This is a genomic window from Halosimplex halophilum, from assembly GCF_004698125.1.
In the GTDB taxonomy this organism is placed as follows: domain Archaea; phylum Halobacteriota; class Halobacteria; order Halobacteriales; family Haloarculaceae; genus Halosimplex; species Halosimplex halophilum.
This window is the reverse complement of sequence record NZ_ML214298.1, coordinates 619,991-636,571: the sequence shown is the minus strand read 5'-3', so window position 1 is coordinate 636,571 and position 16,581 is coordinate 619,991. Positions and strand designations below refer to the sequence as shown.

Sequence of the window (16,581 nt, the reverse complement as noted above, 5' to 3'; positions counted from 1 at the left end):
GACCGCGTGGCGCGCGGCCGTCGAGTCGGCGCGAGCGCCGGCGGACGGCCGACCACAGAGGGAGCGCGACCACCCACGGAGTCGAGCGTCGGCCGCGTGAGGGCGGGACCCACGGGCCCCGAGTACGACTACGGCGTGCTCTGAGCGGCCTTGCGCTCGCCGGCCGGCCGTACGGGACATGACCACAGACCGCGTGATGCGCCCGTCGCTGGCGGCACCCTCTCCACGCCGGGGTTTCGTGTGCAGGCCGACCGCCGGGTTCGCGGCGGCGGTCCCTTTTCCCCGGCTTTGCGTCGCGTCCCACAGACTCACCCCGTGGGTTCCCGTAACCGGGGTGCCCGCGAGGGCGGCTGATTACCAACATGACCGATCAGAACGCGACTACTGGCGAGACGCGGCGATCGATTCTCAAGAAAGGCGCGCTCGCGACCGGCGCGGCGGCCGGCGTCGCCGGCTGTGCCGGCCTCGGCGACGAGGGGCCGGCCGCCGAGACGGATACGGACGGAGACGGAACAGACGTGTTCGGCGACGGGACCGACACCGACGACGAGACCGAGACGGACGGCGACGATGCCGTCGAGGGCGGCGGCAACGGCGGCAAGGCGCTGATGTTCGCCGACGCGTTCCGCGGCGGCGCGCAGTTCCGCGTCACGTCGCCGGTCATCGAGCAACAGCCCGAGGTCGAGGGCGTCGAGGACGGCGCGGTCTGGAGCGACTACAACACGCGGGTCGTCGAGTACGTCAACACCGAGGAGGACGTGCTCTTCTTCCCTGCCCACGACGCGGAGATCACGGAGGGGCGGGTGTACGAACTCCACGACAACTTCACGTGGCTGAGCGACGACGCCGGCGACCAGGGCGTCGTCGACGTGCGGTTCACCGAACTCGACCAGGAGCGGGTCTTCGACCCCGACGACGTGAACGTCTTCGACGAGGGCGGCGGCAAGGCGCTCGTCCGGTGGTCGAACTACCGGCCGGGGGCGATCCTGGAGATCACCTCCGAGGTCGTCGAGTGGACGCCCAGGGACGACGTGGCGGGGTCGGACATCTTCTCCGACTACAACACCCGCTTCGCCCGGTGGATCAACGGCGGGACCTTCCAGATCTACCCCGCCGGCGACGCCAGCGTCGAGGAGGGCCAGGCCTACCGGATGACCAGCGAGTTCGACGTGACCGACCCCGAGGGCAACCTCGTCACGACCGACCTCGAACGGGTCGAGCTGCCCGAGGGGATCGCGACCGGTGACGGGACGCCCGGGACCGGCGGGACGACGGCGAGCGACGATACCTCGACCGGCGAGACGGAGACAGGCGGCGAGACGGACACGTCGACCGGGTCCTGATCGGCCGCCACACCGTCGCGAACGCGGCGGCGACGCCCCGCGACCGACCGGTGTCGCAAGCGAAGCGGATGATTTTTGATGGGGTCTACCGTGGGCTATGGTATGTCGACACAGAGCGCTCGCGACGGGGCGGTCGGCGGCGACCGGGGCGGGCTCCCCGACGCCGTCCCCGTCTCGCTGGACCGGACGACGCGGCTCAGCTGGGAACTGGGCGACCGCGTGACGACCGGGGCCGACGCGACGCTGGCGGGCGAGTGGCGCTGTCGCGGGACGCCGTGGGCGGTGGCCGCCTTCGACGTGACCGACAACACGGCCGTCCTCCGCGTCCGGACGCCCGTCGGCCGCGAACTGTTCTACGGCGTCGCCGACCCGGACGTGGTCGCGGCCCGCGACGCCCTCGCCGAGGCGCCCGACTGGGAACGGCTGGACTGACCCCCGCCGGGACCGAGACCGACGCCGGGACGCGACTCGCCCGTCGGGCCGCTCCGCCGGAGACCCGCCCGACGAGCGCCTGCGAACACCTGCCCAAGTCTTTTCGCCGCTTCGGCCGATATCGCGGTATGGAATACGTCACGGCCGCGAACGTCGACGTGCCGGCCCTGGGGTTCGGGACCGCCCGGATGGACAGCCACGCCGAGCAGCGCCGCGCCGTCGCGGCGGCGCTCGACGCGGGCTACCGCCACGTCGACACCGCGCAGATCTACGGCAGTGAGCCCGCCGTCGGGGAGGCCGTCAGGGACGCGGCACTCGACCGCGAGGAGGTCTTTCTCACCACCAAGCTCGCGAGCGACAACCGCGCGTACGACGACGCCGTCGCGTCGACCCGTGCGAGCCTCGACCGCCTCGACACCGACTACGTCGACCTGCTGCTCATCCACTCGCCCAACGACGACGTGCCCCACGCCGAGACGCTGCGGGCGATGAACGACCTCCGCGACGACGGGCTCGTCCGCCACGTCGGCGTCTCGAACTTCTCGGTCGAACAACTACGGGAGGCGATGGACGCCTCCGAGGCCCCGATCCTCACCAACCAGGTCGAGTACCACGTCCGGAAGCGCCGCGACGACCTCCTCCGGTTCTGCGTCGAGGAGGGCGTGATGCTGACCGCCTACAGCCCGCTCGACGTGGGCGGACTGGCAGACGACGACGAGCTCGCCGAGATCGGCGACCATCACGGGAAGACCGCGAGTCAGGTCGCGCTCCGCTGGCTGGTCCAGCAGCCGATGGTCTCGGCGATCCCGATGTCCAGCGACCCCGAACACATCCGGGCGAATTTCGACGTATTCGACTTCGAACTCGCGGCCGACGAGATGGAGCGGCTGTTCGACCGGGGCGGCCCGATCGACGGGATCCGGTCGGTGCTGGGCATCTGAACCGCGCCGCCTCGGCGGGCGTCAGTCGTCGGCCTCGGCCGCGGCGGGCGCGCCGACCCGGCGGTCGAGGAAGTCGTCGAGCAGGCGGAACAGCCGGAGCTTCTGCTGCTGGTCGGAGGAGGCGTGGCCCTCCTCGCCGAGTTCCTCGTACTCGAAGTCGCCGTCCGGGCCTTCCTCGTAGCCGGCGTCGTCGAGCGCCTCGCGGACGATACGGGCCTGGGAGACGGGGACCCGCCGGTCGTTGACGCCGTGGACGACCAGCAGCGGTGAATCGACGTTCTCGATGTGCGTGACCGGCGAGCGCTCCTCGTACAGGTCGGGGTTCTCGTCGGGCGTCCCGAGGTACTTCTCCATGAGCTCCGTCCTGAAGTGGGGCATCGTGTTCTCGTACATGTCCGCCAGGTCTGTGATGCCGATCCAGGCGACGGCGGCGTCGTACAGGTCGGGGTACTGCACCGCCTGCCAGTAGGCGGAGTAGCCGCCGTAGGAGCCGCCGAAGACGACGACGCGGTCGTCGTCGATCCAGTCGCGCTCGGCGACGACGTGTTCGGCGGCGGTCGCCACGTCGCCCTGTTCGGCGCCGCCCCAGTCGTCGAGCAGGCGCTCCTTGAACTCCCGGCCCCGGCCGGTCGACCCGCGGTAGTTGACCTGCAACACGGAGTAGCCGCGCATCGCCAGCACCTGCGTGTAGAGGTCGAACTGCTTGGCGTCGCGGGCCATCGGGCCGCCGTGGGGGTTGACGATCAGCGGCGACGGGCGCTCGCCCGAGTCGTACAGCAGGGCGCCGATCTCCAGTTCGTCGTAGGGGTCGTGCTCGACGGCCCGCTGGGGCGTGTCGGGCACCCCGTCCGACTCGACGGTGAAGTACTCGGCGTCGGCGAAGTCGTCGGGCTCGAAGGGGCCGTGGTCGGCCTCCAGCAGCGTCTCGGCGCTGTCCGAGTCGAGGTCGTAGGCCAGCAGTTCCGTGCGGCGGGTGGGCGTGGTGTGCTCGACGAGCACGCGGCCGCCGCCCAGATCCGGGCTGCTGTACCCCCAGCCCGTCGAGGCAACGCCCTCGGGCAGGTCGAGTTCGCGCCCCTCGCCGGTCCCGGGGTCGTAGACGACCGGCATCGTCACGGCGTCGCGCTCGCGGCTGGCGAGCACGCGCCCGTCGTTCAGGAACGCGACCCCCTCCTCGTCGTACTCGCCGTCGCCGAGCCAGGTCACCGCGTCCGCGTCGAGGTCGTAGACCCCGACTCGCCCCAGGTCCGGCGTGTTGTCGCTGACGAGCAGGCGGTCGCCGTCGGGCCCCCAGTCGGCGGGGCCGCACTCGGCGCCGACCTCGCCGAGTTCGAGGTTCCGGGGGTTCGACCCGTCCGCGTCGGCGACGTAAGCGTCCTGGTTGTCGAAGTCGTCGGTCTCGTTGGTCGCGTAGGCGATGCGCTCGCCGTCCGGCGAGAGGTGCGCGCCCCACACCGCCCGCTCGTAGTCGGTGAGTTTCGTCGTCTCGCCGGTCGCCAGGTCGCGGGCGTAGACGTTCATCTGGCCGTCGCGGGAGGACCCGAAGACGATGCGGGAGCCGTCGGCGGCGACGCTCGTGAGCATGCACTGACCTTCCATCTCGACGATAGGTTCGACCGTCCCGTCGCGGTCGATGGCGTAGATGTCGTTCTGTTCGTCGCCGTCCTCGTCGCGGTGGAAGAACACGCGGTCGCCGTCGGCGCCCCACTTGAGGAACCAGCGGGCGTTGCGCGGCACCTCGCCGTCGGACCACTGTTCGAGTTCGCCCGTCTCGATATCGAGCACGTGGAGTTCGTTGCGGCCGGTCCCGTCGTAGTACAGCGCCACCTCGTCGCCGTCGGGCGAGGCCGTGGGGTGGGCGACCGTCGGTAGACTCGCGAGTTCTTCGAGCGCGTCTGTGTCGTCCGTCGGGGACATGCGTGTGCCGTCGGGCGGCCGTCACTTCAGCCCTCGCAGAAACGGGGTTCGGTAACGGATCCGAGAGGTCTCCCGCGACGCCCGCGCGGCGGCCGGCGCCGGGGCCGAGCGGTCGCCGGCCGAACGGTTTTCGCGCCGGCGCTGCAAACGGGCGTATGGCCCACGAGCTCGACGACGTGGACCGGGGGATCCTCCACGCGCTGCAGGAGAACGCCAGGGAGGCGACGGCCGCCGAGATGGCCGAGGCGGTGGGCGTCTCGGCCAGCACCGTCCGGAACCGCATCGACCGGCTGGAGGCGACCGGCGTAGTACGGGGATACCACCCCGAGATCGACTACGAGCGGGCGGGGTTCCAGCTGCACGTCTTCGTCGTCTGCCGGGCGCCGCCCGCCGAGCGGTCGGCGCTGGCCGGCGACCTGCTGGAGCTGCCGGGCGTCGTCCGCGTCCGCGAACTGTTGACCGGGACCGAGAACCTCCACGTCGAGGCGATCGCCACCGGCTCCGGCGCCGTCGACGACCTCCTCGCCGCGGTCACCGACCTGGGGATCGAGATCGTCAGCTCCGACATCGTCAAGACGGACCACGTCCAGCCGTTCAACCACTTCGGCACGTCGGCGACCGACGGGTGACCGGGAGGCGTGCCGACATGTCCCCCCGTCGAACAGTCGATCCCACGAGTCAACGCCGGGAGAAAACTGCGAAATCCGCAGAAATATCGGCCTTTCCTACAGAATCTTGCGTGCGCACCGCCACCGTTAAGCCCGTCGCTGGCGGACGGTCGCACGGTGATGGGTGAAATGTTGAGCACCAAGGTGAGCACGGAGATCGCGGCGCGGGAAGGCGTCGACCCGCTGCAACTGGACGAACCGCTCTACGACGCGGTAGACGTCGGCGCGCTCGAACGACTGGTCGAGACGGCCGGACGGGAGGGCGGGGAGTTCGAGGTCGAGTTCACGTACTACGGCTACGACGTGGTCGTCGACGGGTCCGGCGAGGTGACCGTCACCGGCGGGGGACGGGCCACCGGCGAGGCCGGGCGGGAGTCGACCGACCGGCAGGCGACCGGCCGATAGCCGCGACCGGCCCCGCGCGAGCGAGACCTGCGAGCGACCGCGCCGTCCGTTGCCCGGGGGTGCAGGTGGGGTATCGGCGACGGCGAACGAGCCCGAGCCGTCGGCTCACGCTCGGTCGCCGCTCCCGTGGGCCCGTTCGACGGCCCGCCGGAGCGCCGCGCCGTCCTCGGCGTGGACGAGGTGGGAGTCGCAGTCGCAGTCCGAGGCGCCGAACCCCTCGACGCGCTCGGTCCCGTCCGCGCCGGCGAGCGCGCGGCCGACCGCACACTCCACGTCCGCGCCGGCGGTCCGGACGACCGCGTCGATCCCGGCGTCGGGGTGACCGAGCAGGTAGTCGACGTGCCAGTGGCGGGCGTCGCGCTCGCCGGCGGCCAGTTCGCGGTGGCGCTCGACGCGGGCGAACCCGCCCGGTCCGAACGCGCTCCCGGTGTAGGCGTAGTACCCCGCCGGGAACGCCCGGTCGCCCAGCGCGCCCACCTCGACCGTCGCCGGCGCGGCCAGTTCGACGACCAGCGTGTACGTCCCCTCCGTCATCGCCGCCGGCTTGGGCTACCACCGGCAAGTGTCTGCCGGGTTCCGCCGCCGCCCGGGCGAGCCGTGCCGGCGAGGCGACGGCTGTGCGGTGTGGTGACGACCCCGGGTGAGCGAGCGCGGAAGTGGTGTGCTTTTCACGGCGGGCCGACCACTGAGAGGTAATGAGTACGACGCTCCGGCTGGGGACCCGCGGGTCCGACCTGGCGCTGCGCCAGGCGGCCGCCATCAAGGAACGGCTGGAGAACCGCCGCTTCGACGTGGAACTCGTCGAGGTCGAGACCACGGGCGACCAGATCACCGACGAGGCCATCCACGAGCTGGGCAAGACCGGCGCGTTCGTCCGCGCGCTCGACGAGGAGGTGATCGAGGGCGACTGCGACGCCGCCGTCCACTCGATGAAGGACATGCCCACCGAGATGCCCGAAAACATGGTCGTCGCGGGCGTCCCCGAGCGGGCCGCGCCGCGGGACGTGCTGGTCACCCGCGAGGGCACCTCCCTCGCGGGACTGCCCGAGGGCGCGACGGTCGGCACCTCCAGCCTCCGCCGGGGGGCGCAGTTGCTCGCCGAGCGCGACGACCTGGACGTGCAGCCGCTGCGCGGGAACGTCGACACGCGTATCCAGAAACTGCTCGCGCCGCCGCTGCTCCGCGAACACGAACGCCGCGTCGTCGCCGAGGCCGACGAGGAGGTCGAGGACATGGCGGAGTACAAGCACCTGAACGACGAGGGCGACGACAGCGGCCAGGGGGACGGCGACGACGAGGACGACTCCGAGTACGACCGCACCGTCGAGGAGTGGTTCGAGGACCTGACGGAACTGGAGCGGCGGGCGCTGGAGCGCGACCCGGACACCGAGTACGACGCCATCGTCCTCGCGGAGGCGGGGCTGGAGCGGGCGGGGCTGCTCCACCACGTCGAACACCGGCAGCTGAACCCCGACGAGTTCGTCCCGGCGCCGGGCCAGGGGACGCTGGCGGTCACGGCCATGGACGGCGACCTCGCGGAGGACCTGCGGAGCGTGCTGGACCACTCGCCGACGCGCGTCGAGGCGACCGTCGAGCGAACGGTGCTGGACGAACTCGGCGGGGGCTGCGTCGCTCCGATCGGCATCTACGCCGTCCTCCAGGGGTCTGTCGTCCGGGCCTCCGTCCGGGTGCTCGACCGCGAGGGCGACGAGGAGGTCCGCGAGACCCGCGAGCTGCCCGTCCAGCGCCACGCGGCGGCCGCCCGCGAGTTCGCGGCCGAGTTGGCCGACGCCGGCGCCGCCGACATCATCGAGCGGGCCCGACGGGACGCCGGCGAGGAGAGCGGCGCCGCCAGCGCCTCGCCGGACACGCCCGACGGGGACGGCGACGGGAAGGGCGCCGACGACGGCGCGGGTGGCGAGGAATGACCGGGACCGTCTACCTCGTCGGCTCCGGCCCGGGCGACCCGGACCTGCTGACCGTCAAGGCCCGCCGGCTCCTCGACGAGGCCGACGTGGTGCTGCACGACAAGCTGCCCGGCCCCGAGATCCTCGGGCTGATCCCCGAGGAGAACCGCGAGGACGTGGGCAAGCGGGCGGGCGGCGACCGGACGCCCCAGTCGGTCACCAACGAGCGGCTGGTCGAACTCGCGGAGGAGGGGAAGACGGTCGTCCGACTGAAGGGCGGTGACCCGTTCGTCTTCGGCCGCGGCGGCGAGGAGGCCGCCTACCTCGCCGACCACGGGGTCCCCTTCGAGGTCGTCCCGGGGGTCACCTCGGCCATCGCCGGCCCGGCGGTCGCGGGCATCCCCGCGACCCACCGCGACCACGCCTCCTCGGTCTCGTTCGTCACCGGCCACGAGGATCCGACGAAGGACGAATCGGCGGTCGACTGGGAGGCGCTCGCGGCGACGGGCGGGACCATCGTCGTCCTGATGGGTGTCGGCAAGCTGCCCGACTACACCGCCGCGCTCCGGGCGGCCGGGATGGCCGCCGACACGCCCGTCGCGCTGGTCGAGCGGGCGACCTGGCCGGACCAGCGGGTCGCCACCGGCACGCTCGACACCATCGTCGACGCCCGCGACGAGGCCGACATCTCGCCACCCGCGGTCACCGTGATCGGGGAGGTGGCCGGCGAGCGCGAGCGGGTCGTCGAGTTCCTCCGCGGGTACGGGGGCGACGCGCCCGGGGACGGCGACAGCGCGGCCACGGACGGCGACGGCGTGCCTGATGGCGACGCCGCGAGGGCGGCGGACGGGGTCGAGTCGAACGGAGGGAGCGACGGATGAGCGCCGCGGACCGCCCGCGGGTCGCCGTCTTCCGGCCGCCGGACGAGCGGATCGACGCCGCGGTCGAACTGCTCGAATCGCTGGGCGGCGAGGCCGTCGCGGACCCGATGCTGACGGTCGACCCGACGGGCGCGACCCCCCGGACGGACGCCGACTACGTCGTCTTCACCAGCAAGACCGGCGTCGAACTCGCGGCGGGCGAGCGCGCCGACGACGGGGGGCCCGCCGACCGCTGGGAGCCCGGCGATGCGACCGTCTGCGCCATCGGCGAGCCGACCGCCGACGCGCTCCGGGCGCGCGACTACCGCGTCGACCGGGTGCCCGCGGAGTTCTCCTCGGCGGGCCTGGTCGAGGAACTCGAAGACGAGGCGGGCGGCGCCCGCGTCGAGGTCGCCCGCTCGGACCACGGCTCGGCGGTCCTCCTGACCGGGCTCGAAGACGCCGGGGCGTACGTCCACGAGACGGTCCTCTACCGGCTGACGCGGCCGGACGACGCCGGCGACTCCGCGGAGCTGGCCGCCGAGGGGCGGCTCGACGGCGCCCTCTTCACCTCGTCGCTGACCGTCCGCCACTTCCTCGCGGCGGCCGACGAGCGGGGGATCCGCGCGGAGGCCATCGAGGGGCTGGCCGACGCGGTCGTCGGCGTCATCGGCGACCCAACGGCCGACACCGCGGCCGACGCCGGCGTCGCCGTCGACGTGGTCCCCGAGGTCGCCGACTTCGAGGCGCTGGCCGAGGCGGTCGTCGACGCGGTGGACGGCGCGGAGTGACCGAACACCGGGGGCCTGGCGGCCGCTCCGCCGGGCGCCGGCAAACGCATGGCTTTTCGCCGTCGCCGGAGTCGTAGGGGTATGCGCGTGACCGAGGGCGACGTGACGGTCGAGGTTCCCGAACAGGCCGACGCCGGGGTCGGCGAGGACGTGTTCTTCAACCCCGTCCAGGAGCTCAACCGCGACCTGACTGTCGCCGTCCTGCGCGCGCTCGAAGCCGACATCGACCGCGACGCCGACCGCACCCCCCGTTACCTCGACGCGACCGCCGCCTCCGGCATCAGGGGGGTCCGCGCCGCGGCCGAAGGCTGGGACGCGACCTGCTGCGACGTGGACCCCGACGCGGTCGAACTCGCCCGCGAGAACCTCGCGCGCAACGACCTCGACGGGCGCGCCCTCCACCGCGACGCCAACGCTCTCATGCACGAGGAGACGTTCGACGCGGTGGACGTGGACCCGTTCGGCACGCCGATCCCCTTCGCCGACGCCGCGTTCAGGGGCGCGAGCCGGCTGGTCTGTATCACCGCGACCGACACCGCCCCGCTCTGTGGCGCCCACTTCGAGAGCGGCGTCCGCCACTACTCGACGGTCCCGCGAAACACCGAGTACCACGCCGAGATGGGCCTCAGAGTACTGCTCTCGGCGCTCGTCCGGACCGGCGCCCGCTACGACCTGGCCGCCCGACCCGTCTTCAGCCACGCCACGAAACACTACGCCCGCACCTACCTCCGGCTTGATTCGGGCGCGCAGGCCGCGGACGCCCTGATCGACGAACTGGGGTACGTCGACCACTGCGAGCACTGCCTCTACCGCGAGGCGACGCCCGGCCTGATCGCCGACCCCCTCGACTGGTGTCCCGAGTGCGGCGAGGCGATCCAGACCGCGGGGCCGATCTGGCTGGGCCGGACCTGCGACCCCGCGTTCGCCGAGGCGGTCCGCGACGCGGTGGACGACGGGATGGGCACCGCCGAGGAGGCCCGGGAACTGTGCGAGACGGTCGCGGCGGAACTCGACGAGCCGACCCACTACGACCAGCACCGGCTGTGCAAGCGCTGGGGCGTCGGCGCGGTGGCGATGGACGAGTTCGTCGAGCGACTGCGGGCAGCCGGCCACTCGGCCTCCCGTACTCACTACGGCGGGACGACGTTCAAGACCGACGCCGACGTGACCGAGATCCGCGCGGCCGCCGTCGAAGACTGAGCGGGGACGAACGCGGCGCGGTCGGAGGCGGGGCGGGGCGAAGCGGGGCGGCGCGTGAGCGGGGTAGAGCGCGAGCGCCCCTCAGCACTCGTCCTGGCGGAACTCGACCGACAGGTCCTCCGTGACCGTGACGATCAGGTCCTGGTGGAAACAGCCCGCGGGCGCCCAGGTGTCGGTGAACGGTCCGGCTCGCTCCGAGCGGTCGGCCGACTCGACGGTGACCGTCACCGCGTAGGTCCCGGTCTCGACGACGTTCGTGTCCCCGCCCCGGTAGTGGCCCGTCGGGTGGATCCGGTACTCGCTCTCGTAGGCGACGCCGGGCGAGGAGAACGGCCCCCCGTCGGACCGGACGACGGTGCGGACCCACACCGGCTCCTCGCGCTCGTTGATCCACGAGACGGACCCGTAGCCGGACTCCAGCGCCGACGAGGCGAGCCCGACGCCGGCTCCGCCGACCGCCGCGCCGCCCGCGAACGCAGCGAGCAACTCCCGTCTGGTTGCCATCGGTCGAACCGACAGGCGGGCGACACGAGTATCTTCCCGTTCGGGCGGCCGGCGTTCACAGCGACGCGACGCGGCGGGCGAGGCCGTAGACCAGGTGGTAGAACGGGCGCAGGAAGTAGTTGAGCATGCCGACGAGGCCGACGAGCCCGCCCAGCGCCTGCACCTCGCCGGCGCTCGCGCCGAGGTAGAACCCGGCGACGGCGGCCGCGAGGAACGGGCCGAGCCACAGGTCCGCGACGACCGGGCGCAGGTCGAGGCGACCGCCATCGGCGGCCGCGTCTGCGCCCACGTCGAACCGCTCGGCGACGAGGAAGAGGGCGACGCCGACGGCGACGAGCGCGGCCACGAGCGCGAGCGAGCCGGTCACGCCGGCCGTCCCGGCCGCGACGAGCGACAGGCCCGCCGCGAGCAGGACGACCGTCCCGCGCATCACGACCGCGTCGAGTCCCCGGTCCATACACCTACGGGACGGCGGGCGCGTCTTGGTCCTTTCGTCACGCGCTGTCCGGCGCCTCGCGGCGAGTCAGGCGACGCCGACGCGCGGAGGACCCGTCCCGGAACCCGCGACCGCGACGACCGGAGCCCGCGGCTATTAGTGCGCGAGGCACGCAGACGGGAGCGTGCAACGGGAGTCGGTCGGCCGGCGGGCGCGAGCGGGCGGTCGGGAAGCCGTCGCCGTCGGGCGGGCGGTCGTCGCGCTGGTGCGCGAGCGGGAGGTGACCTTCCTGGCGGCGGCCATCGCCTACTACGCGTTCGTGTCGCTGCTGCCGGCGCTGTTGCTGTTGCTGGTCGTCGCGTCGACGCTGGGCGGCCCGGAGCTGGCCGCCGAGGTCGTGGCCGCGACCGGGAGCGTCCTGTCGCCGGTGGGTCAGGACCTCGTCCGGTCGACGCTGGTCGACGCCGCGGGCGCGGCGCCGGCGACGCTCGTCGGCGTCGGCCTGCTGGTCTGGAGCGCGCTGAAGGTGTTCCGCGGCCTGGACGTGGCGTTCTCGCGGATCTACGGCACCGACCCGGCGGACTCGCTGGTCGGCCGCGTCCGCGACGCGGCGGTCGCGCTGGGCGCGGTAGCGGTCGGCCTCGCGGCGCTCGTCGGCGTCGGCGTCGCCGTCAGCCTCGCCGGCGTCGCGCTGGCCGGCCTCCTCGGCACCGTCGCGCTCGTCGTCGTGCTCACCGTCGTCTTCTTCCCGCTGTTCGTGGTCTTCCCGGACACCGACGCCCGCGTCGGCGAGGCGCTGCCGGGGGCGGTCTTCGCCGCGGTCGGCTGGACGCTGCTGGGGACCGGATTCCGGCTCTACGCGGGGATGGCGGGCCAGTTCGACGTGTACGGGGTGCTGGGCGTCGTCCTCCTGCTGGTGACGTGGTACTACGCGGGGGCGACGGTCCTGCTGGTGGGGGCGGCGCTGAACGCGGTCCTGGCCGACCGCCGGACCACCAACACCAAGGGGGAGCCAGGCGACAGTGGAGGTACGCGCCCATGACCGCCGACACCGGTGCCGACGACGATCCCGCCGCGGGCGACGAGCGCGCCGCCTCCGCGGGCCCGGACGCGAGTCCGAGCCCGGGCTCGGAGGGGGCGGGCGTCGACGCGGAGGTCGCGGAGCTGCGCGAGGAGCTGGAGTCGCTGCGGACCCGTATCGACGAGAAGACGGTCCACCGCGACGAGGTCCGCGAGGAGCTGCGGCGATACGTCCGCAAGCGCCAGCGCCGCGGCCACGCGACCGGCTGGGGCCCCTACCTCGTGCTCCTCTACGGCACCGCCATGACCATCGGCGCCTTCTACTACCTGAACAACTGGGCCGCCGTCGCCGCCATGCTCGTCGTCTGGCTCTCGACGCTCGGCCTCTACGTCTTCATGGTGGTCCTCGGCTCCTTCCTCGCCGCCGGCCGCAAGGCCGCCGGCCTGACCGACCTCCTCGGGAAGTTCCGGTAGCCGCGACGACGACGCCGCGCCGACCGTCTCGCCCTGTCCCGACCGCCTCGTCTTGTCCCGACCGTCTCGTTCTGTCCCGACCGTCTCGTTCTGTCCCGACCGTCTCGTTCTGTCCCGTCCTGTCCCGTCCCGACCGCACAGTCGCCCGACGGCGCGCCTCCGGGCTTCGTAACACATAAAGTCCGGCTTGCGTAGTTCGTGGCATGGCTCAGGGTGGCGCGTCGACCGACGGGGAGTCGCGCGTCGACCTCCACGTCAAGATCATAGACGAGGGGGTCGTCCGCCGCGCCAAGGCCGTCGGCCTCGACGCCATCGTCTACGCTCCCCACTTCACCCACCTCTCGACGATCCGCGAGCGCGCCGCCCGCTTCTCCGACGACGAGCTGCTGGTGGTGCCGGGCCGGGAGTACTTCACCGGCAAGTGGTCCGCCCGCAAGCACGTCCTCGCCGTCGACCCCGACGAGCCCGTCCCGGACTTCCTCACCCTCGAGGACACCATGGCCGAGGTCGCCGGCCACGACGCCGCAATTCTGGTCCCCCACCCGGAGTTTCTCACCCTCAGCATGACCGAGTCGGACATCGCGGCCCACGCCGACGCGGTCGACGCCGTCGAGGTGTACAACCCCAAACACTGGCCGTGGGACGACCGCCGCGCCCGCGAGATCGCCCGCGAGTCGGGGTTGCCGACGTACCTCTCCTCGTACGCCCACCTCACGACCACCGTCGGCGAGGCCTGGGTGGAGTTCGACCGGCCTATCGACTCCGCCGGGGACCTGGTCGACGCCCTCCGCTCGGGCGCGCCCCGCCGGATGTACCACCGCGACGGCCTGGCCCACTCGCTCAAGCGCCGCGTCGAGTTCGCCCACCTCGGCTGGGAGAACTCCTACGACAAGTTCAAACGCGTCGTGGTCGAGGGCGACGAACCCACCCACCCCGCCGGCGACTACCCCGACCGGTTCGCCGACATGAACGCCTACGGGACCGACGGCGGGCTCCTGTAGCCGTCCGTCAGTCTCCCGTCGCGAGTCGTCAGGCCAGCGTCGCGAGCGCCGTCAGCGCCGCCAGCGCCTCGGCGAGCTGGTCGGCCAGCAGCAGCCGGACGACGGCCGCGAAGGCCGCGGCGACGGCGACGGCCGCGACGGCGACCCCGCGCCAGTCGTGGACCCACGGGCGGTCGGTCTGCTCGCGCGCGATGAAGACCGTGTAGTCGACGACCGCGACGGCGGAGGCGACGCCCAGCGCCCACAGCAGCGCCTCGGTCGCGGTCACGGCGGGGACGAGCATCGCCACGATCGCCAGGAACTGCAGGTTCGTGACGACCTTCCCCGGCAGCCGCGCTTTCACCTTCTCGGTCTCGAAGGCGAGGACGGGCACGAGCGGCACCAGCGCCACGACGAAGGCGTCCCGCGCGAAGAAGAAGGCGAGGTACGCGAGGTCCAGCCCCGTCGCCGGGTAGAGGGCGGCGACCAGTACCAGCGCGGTGAGTTTGTCCAGCGCCGGGTCGAGCAGGGCGCCGAGTTCGGTGGTCTGGTCGAGCCGGCGGGCCACCCAGCCGTCCACGCCGTCCGAGAGGACGACCAGCGCGAACAGGACGTAGCGGACCGGCGACTCGGGCGCGAGGACGATCCCCGCGACCAGGGGGAGCCGCGAGAGGGAGATCAGGTTCGGGACGGTCCACACCTCGCCCGCCCGCGCCCGCCAGTCGATGTCCATCTCGTGGGTGGATGCTCCGCCGTCGCCCATGTGTCCACCGATCCGTCGTGGTTGGTCGTGGTGGTCGGACCGGTGACCGCGCTCGTCGGGGTCGACGGTGAGCGATGAAAGCCCTCGGCCCGCCCGCTATCTGAAGGCTCGACCGCAGGAAACGGTGAGTGATGAAAGCCCTCGGCCCGCTCGCGGTCGCTCAGATAGTGGCCCGCTCAGACGACTAAAGTGAACGCGAGCGCGCCTCGCCCTTTCAGTCCACCAGGGACCGCACAGCACCACACCGCAACCGCCCCGCACAGCACCGCAGAGGGCCACGAGCCTCCCCAGCCGATTCGCTCGTTCGTTGCACTCACTCTCTCATCCCTCGCGCGGCTTCGTCGCGCGCATGAAAGCGCGCGACAGCGCGCGCCAGTTCGGAAAGTCAATCTTCGGAGTCTTCGTCGTCGTCCGCATCGGGGAAGGGCACTTCGAGCCGCTCGCCGTCGTCGGGGATCCAGGCGTCGCCGTCGAAGTGCTCGCGGGCCTCGCGTTCGATGGGGGAGGGGTCGCCGGCGTAGCGCGTGGAGATGTGGGTCAGCGCGAGCCGTTTCGCGCCGGCGCGGTCGGCGATGGCGGCGGCCTCGCGGGCGGTGGAGTGGGCGGTCTCCCGCGCGCGGTCGGCCCAGTCGCTCGCGAACGTGGCGTCGTGGACGAGCAGGTCGGCGTCCTCGGCGGCGGCGGCGACGGCGTCGGTCGGTCGAGTGTCGCCGGTGTAGACCAGGGTCCGACCGGGGCGGGGCGGGCCGACGACCTCCTCCGGCTTGACGGTCCGGCCGTCGTGTTCGACGGGCTCGCCGCGGTGGAGCTTCGAGTACTTGGGGCCGGGCGGGATGCCCAGTTCCTCCTCGGCCTTCTCGCGGTCGAAGCGGCCCTTGCGGTCGTCCTCGACGAGGGCGTAGCCGACCGAGCTGGTGCGGTGGTCGGTGCGGACCGCCCGGATCTGGTACTCCTCGCGGTCGAGGACGGTGTCGCCGGGGCCGACCTGATTGATCCGGACGGGGAAGGCGGGGTCGTTGCCGGCGGCGTGGACGAGGTCCTCGATCCCCCCGCGGGTGCCGTGGGGGGCGTGGATGGCGAGTGGCGCCTCGCGGTCGTTGAAGTCGAACGTCTGGACGAGACCGGGGATACCGAGGACGTGGTCCCCGTGGAGGTGCGTGACGAAGAGGTGGTCGACAGCGAACCCGGTGCCGAAGCGCATCATCTGGCGCTGGGTGCCCTCGCCGCAGTCGAAGAGGAGGCGGTCGCCGTCCCTGTTGACCACCAGCGCGCTCGTGTTGCGCTGGGTGGTCGGGACCGCGCCGCTCGTGCCGAGAAACGTCACGCGCATATCCGCTCTTCCGGCGCGACCCGGTAAACGCGTGTCGGATCCGCCCGCGACGAGCGCTCACTCCCCGCCGGCGAGCAGTCGTCCGCTGTAGGCCCCCTCCACGTACAGGAGCGCGACGAGGCCGCCGATGATGACGGTGTAGGCGACCGCGGCCAGCAGCGCGTCGGTCGTCGTCGCGTACTCGCCGGTGCGGAAGATGATCGCCTTCCGGACCATCGCGATGACGCCCGTGTAGACCACCAGCCGGACGATCCGCCGGGTGTCGTTCTCCCGCGTGTAGGCGATCACCGTCTGGTACACCTCCACGATGATCAACAGGAGCAGCCCGGTGTCGATGAAGCCGATCACGACCAGCGGGTCCGTGATCGCGCCCGACCGGATCGCCCCGGCGATCTGGAGCGCCAGGTCGGCGACGCCGATGGCGAACAGGAGCGCGAACACCGACGCCGCCGCCAGTTCCACCCCGTGAACGAACCGACCGGTGACCGCCGCGTACCGGTCCGCGAGCGGCGGCGGCTCCTCGGCCGCCCCCACCTCGGCGTCGTCACCGCCCCCCTCGTCTGGCACCATCGCTCGTACCGGCCCATGCGGACTGTTCGCACATAACGGC

General features: G+C 72.5%; 19 protein-coding genes. 12 read left to right on the top strand and 7 right to left on the bottom strand.

All coding sequences use genetic code 11. The features are described from left to right. Positions 1–362 precede the first annotated feature (362 nt). From E3328_RS14185 to E3328_RS14175, 3 genes are all read left to right on the top strand, one after another. On the top strand, positions 363–1,343 hold the full coding sequence (locus E3328_RS14185) for a hypothetical protein (RefSeq protein ID WP_135365282.1): 981 nt from the start codon (positions 363–365) through the stop codon (positions 1,341–1,343). A 102-nt stretch (positions 1,344–1,445) separates the two neighbouring features. Continuing rightward, positions 1,446–1,775 carry a hypothetical protein gene (locus tag E3328_RS14180; protein WP_135365281.1) on the top strand — a complete coding sequence of 110 codons (330 nt, stop codon included), beginning with the start codon at positions 1,446–1,448 and terminating at the stop codon, positions 1,773–1,775. 128 nt (positions 1,776–1,903) lie between these two features. Further along, complete coding sequence (locus E3328_RS14175) at positions 1,904–2,716, top strand: aldo/keto reductase (RefSeq protein ID WP_135365280.1); 813 nt, start codon at positions 1,904–1,906, stop codon at positions 2,714–2,716. Between the two features lie 21 nt (positions 2,717–2,737). Here E3328_RS14175 and E3328_RS14170 read toward each other — a convergent pair whose 3' ends face one another. Further along, entirely contained in the window at positions 2,738–4,633 is a 1,896-nt protein-coding gene (locus E3328_RS14170) for a S9 family peptidase (protein WP_135365279.1), read from the bottom strand. Between the two features lie 155 nt (positions 4,634–4,788). Here E3328_RS14170 and E3328_RS14165 point away from each other — a divergent pair, with 155 nt between their 5' ends. Together E3328_RS14165 and E3328_RS14160 are read left to right on the top strand one after the other, a co-directional pair. Further along, positions 4,789–5,262, top strand: a complete 474-nt coding sequence (locus E3328_RS14165; RefSeq protein ID WP_135365278.1) for an Lrp/AsnC family transcriptional regulator — start codon at positions 4,789–4,791, stop codon at positions 5,260–5,262. 159 nt (positions 5,263–5,421) lie between these two features. Next, entirely contained in the window at positions 5,422–5,706 is a 285-nt protein-coding gene (locus E3328_RS14160) for a HalOD1 output domain-containing protein (RefSeq protein ID WP_135365277.1), read from the top strand. A gap of 105 nt (positions 5,707–5,811) precedes the next feature. On the opposite strand, the gene E3328_RS14155 is transcribed toward E3328_RS14160, so the two are convergent. After that, positions 5,812–6,240, bottom strand: coding sequence for a GIY-YIG nuclease family protein (locus E3328_RS14155; protein WP_135365276.1), 429 nt, complete (start codon positions 6,238–6,240; stop codon positions 5,812–5,814). Between the two features lie 161 nt (positions 6,241–6,401). On the opposite strand from E3328_RS14155, the gene hemC reads away from it, so the two are divergent. From hemC to E3328_RS14135, 4 genes are all read left to right on the top strand, one after another. Next, a complete protein-coding gene (gene hemC / locus E3328_RS14150) occupies positions 6,402–7,634 on the top strand; it encodes a hydroxymethylbilane synthase (protein ID WP_135365275.1) in 1,233 nt (410 codons plus the stop codon). Beyond that, the gene (gene cobA / locus E3328_RS14145) at positions 7,631–8,494 is read left to right on the top strand and encodes a uroporphyrinogen-III C-methyltransferase (RefSeq protein WP_167837406.1); all 864 of its coding nucleotides are present in this window, start codon (positions 7,631–7,633) and stop codon (positions 8,492–8,494) included. Before hemC ends, cobA begins: the two co-directional genes overlap by 4 nt. Next, positions 8,491–9,264 carry a uroporphyrinogen-III synthase gene (locus tag E3328_RS14140; RefSeq protein WP_135365274.1) on the top strand — a complete coding sequence of 258 codons (774 nt, stop codon included), beginning with the start codon at positions 8,491–8,493 and terminating at the stop codon, positions 9,262–9,264. Before cobA ends, E3328_RS14140 begins: the two co-directional genes overlap by 4 nt. 81 nt (positions 9,265–9,345) lie before the next feature. Beyond that, a complete protein-coding gene (locus E3328_RS14135; protein ID WP_135365273.1) occupies positions 9,346–10,464 on the top strand; it encodes a tRNA (guanine(26)-N(2))-dimethyltransferase in 1,119 nt (372 codons plus the stop codon). 81 nt (positions 10,465–10,545) lie between these two features. Here the strand turns inward: E3328_RS14135 and E3328_RS14130 are convergent, their stop codons facing one another. Further along, on the bottom strand, positions 10,546–10,968 hold the full coding sequence (locus E3328_RS14130; protein ID WP_135365272.1) for a hypothetical protein: 423 nt from the start codon (positions 10,966–10,968) through the stop codon (positions 10,546–10,548). 55 nt (positions 10,969–11,023) lie between these two features. After that, positions 11,024–11,425 (bottom strand): hypothetical protein, encoded by a 402-nt coding sequence (locus tag E3328_RS14125; RefSeq protein WP_135365271.1) that lies wholly within the window; start codon positions 11,423–11,425, stop codon positions 11,024–11,026. 163 nt (positions 11,426–11,588) lie between these two features. On the opposite strand from E3328_RS14125, the gene E3328_RS14120 reads away from it, so the two are divergent. From E3328_RS14120 to E3328_RS14110, 3 genes are all read left to right on the top strand, one after another. Further along, positions 11,589–12,446, top strand: coding sequence for a YihY/virulence factor BrkB family protein (locus E3328_RS14120; protein WP_135365270.1), 858 nt, complete (start codon positions 11,589–11,591; stop codon positions 12,444–12,446). Further along, on the top strand, positions 12,443–12,898 hold the full coding sequence (locus E3328_RS22575; RefSeq protein ID WP_246023015.1) for a ribonuclease BN: 456 nt from the start codon (positions 12,443–12,445) through the stop codon (positions 12,896–12,898). The genes E3328_RS14120 and E3328_RS22575 overlap by 4 nt, the downstream gene beginning before the upstream one ends. Positions 12,899–13,101: 203 nt before the next feature. Then, entirely contained in the window at positions 13,102–13,899 is a 798-nt protein-coding gene (locus tag E3328_RS14110) for a PHP-associated domain-containing protein (protein ID WP_135365269.1), read from the top strand. A gap of 28 nt (positions 13,900–13,927) precedes the next feature. Here the strand turns inward: E3328_RS14110 and E3328_RS14105 are convergent, their stop codons facing one another. The 3 genes from E3328_RS14105 to E3328_RS14095 all read right to left on the bottom strand — a co-directional run bounded on the left by E3328_RS14105 (position 13,928) and on the right by E3328_RS14095 (position 16,541). Next, positions 13,928–14,641, bottom strand: a complete 714-nt coding sequence (locus E3328_RS14105; protein WP_135365268.1) for a CDP-alcohol phosphatidyltransferase family protein — start codon at positions 14,639–14,641, stop codon at positions 13,928–13,930. A gap of 385 nt (positions 14,642–15,026) precedes the next feature. Then, positions 15,027–15,971, bottom strand: a complete 945-nt coding sequence (gene rnz / locus E3328_RS14100; protein WP_135365267.1) for a ribonuclease Z — start codon at positions 15,969–15,971, stop codon at positions 15,027–15,029. A 57-nt stretch (positions 15,972–16,028) separates the two neighbouring features. Beyond that, positions 16,029–16,541: a phosphate-starvation-inducible PsiE family protein gene (locus E3328_RS14095; RefSeq protein WP_135365266.1), complete on the bottom strand. Its 513-nt coding sequence runs from the start codon at positions 16,539–16,541 to the stop codon at positions 16,029–16,031. Positions 16,542–16,581: the final 40 nt, after the last annotated feature.

Coding starts and splice junctions, on each gene's coding strand:
- E3328_RS14185 (WP_135365282.1), top strand. CDS start 363: ATGACCGATCAGAACGCGACTACTGGCGAGACGCGGCGATCGATTCTC.
- E3328_RS14180 (WP_135365281.1), top strand. CDS start 1,446: ATGTCGACACAGAGCGCTCGCGACGGGGCGGTCGGCGGCGACCGGGGC.
- E3328_RS14175 (WP_135365280.1), top strand. CDS start 1,904: ATGGAATACGTCACGGCCGCGAACGTCGACGTGCCGGCCCTGGGGTTC.
- E3328_RS14170 (WP_135365279.1), bottom strand. CDS start 4,633: ATGTCCCCGACGGACGACACAGACGCGCTCGAAGAACTCGCGAGTCTA.
- E3328_RS14165 (WP_135365278.1), top strand. CDS start 4,789: ATGGCCCACGAGCTCGACGACGTGGACCGGGGGATCCTCCACGCGCTG.
- E3328_RS14160 (WP_135365277.1), top strand. CDS start 5,422: ATGGGTGAAATGTTGAGCACCAAGGTGAGCACGGAGATCGCGGCGCGG.
- E3328_RS14155 (WP_135365276.1), bottom strand. CDS start 6,240: ATGACGGAGGGGACGTACACGCTGGTCGTCGAACTGGCCGCGCCGGCG.
- hemC (WP_135365275.1), top strand. CDS start 6,402: ATGAGTACGACGCTCCGGCTGGGGACCCGCGGGTCCGACCTGGCGCTG.
- cobA (WP_167837406.1), top strand. CDS start 7,631: ATGACCGGGACCGTCTACCTCGTCGGCTCCGGCCCGGGCGACCCGGAC.
- E3328_RS14140 (WP_135365274.1), top strand. CDS start 8,491: ATGAGCGCCGCGGACCGCCCGCGGGTCGCCGTCTTCCGGCCGCCGGAC.
- E3328_RS14135 (WP_135365273.1), top strand. CDS start 9,346: ATGCGCGTGACCGAGGGCGACGTGACGGTCGAGGTTCCCGAACAGGCC.
- E3328_RS14130 (WP_135365272.1), bottom strand. CDS start 10,968: ATGGCAACCAGACGGGAGTTGCTCGCTGCGTTCGCGGGCGGCGCGGCG.
- E3328_RS14125 (WP_135365271.1), bottom strand. CDS start 11,425: ATGGACCGGGGACTCGACGCGGTCGTGATGCGCGGGACGGTCGTCCTG.
- E3328_RS22575 (WP_246023015.1), top strand. CDS start 12,443: ATGACCGCCGACACCGGTGCCGACGACGATCCCGCCGCGGGCGACGAG.
- E3328_RS14110 (WP_135365269.1), top strand. CDS start 13,102: ATGGCTCAGGGTGGCGCGTCGACCGACGGGGAGTCGCGCGTCGACCTC.
- E3328_RS14105 (WP_135365268.1), bottom strand. CDS start 14,641: ATGGGCGACGGCGGAGCATCCACCCACGAGATGGACATCGACTGGCGG.
- rnz (WP_135365267.1), bottom strand. CDS start 15,971: ATGCGCGTGACGTTTCTCGGCACGAGCGGCGCGGTCCCGACCACCCAG.
- E3328_RS14095 (WP_135365266.1), bottom strand. CDS start 16,541: ATGGTGCCAGACGAGGGGGGCGGTGACGACGCCGAGGTGGGGGCGGCC.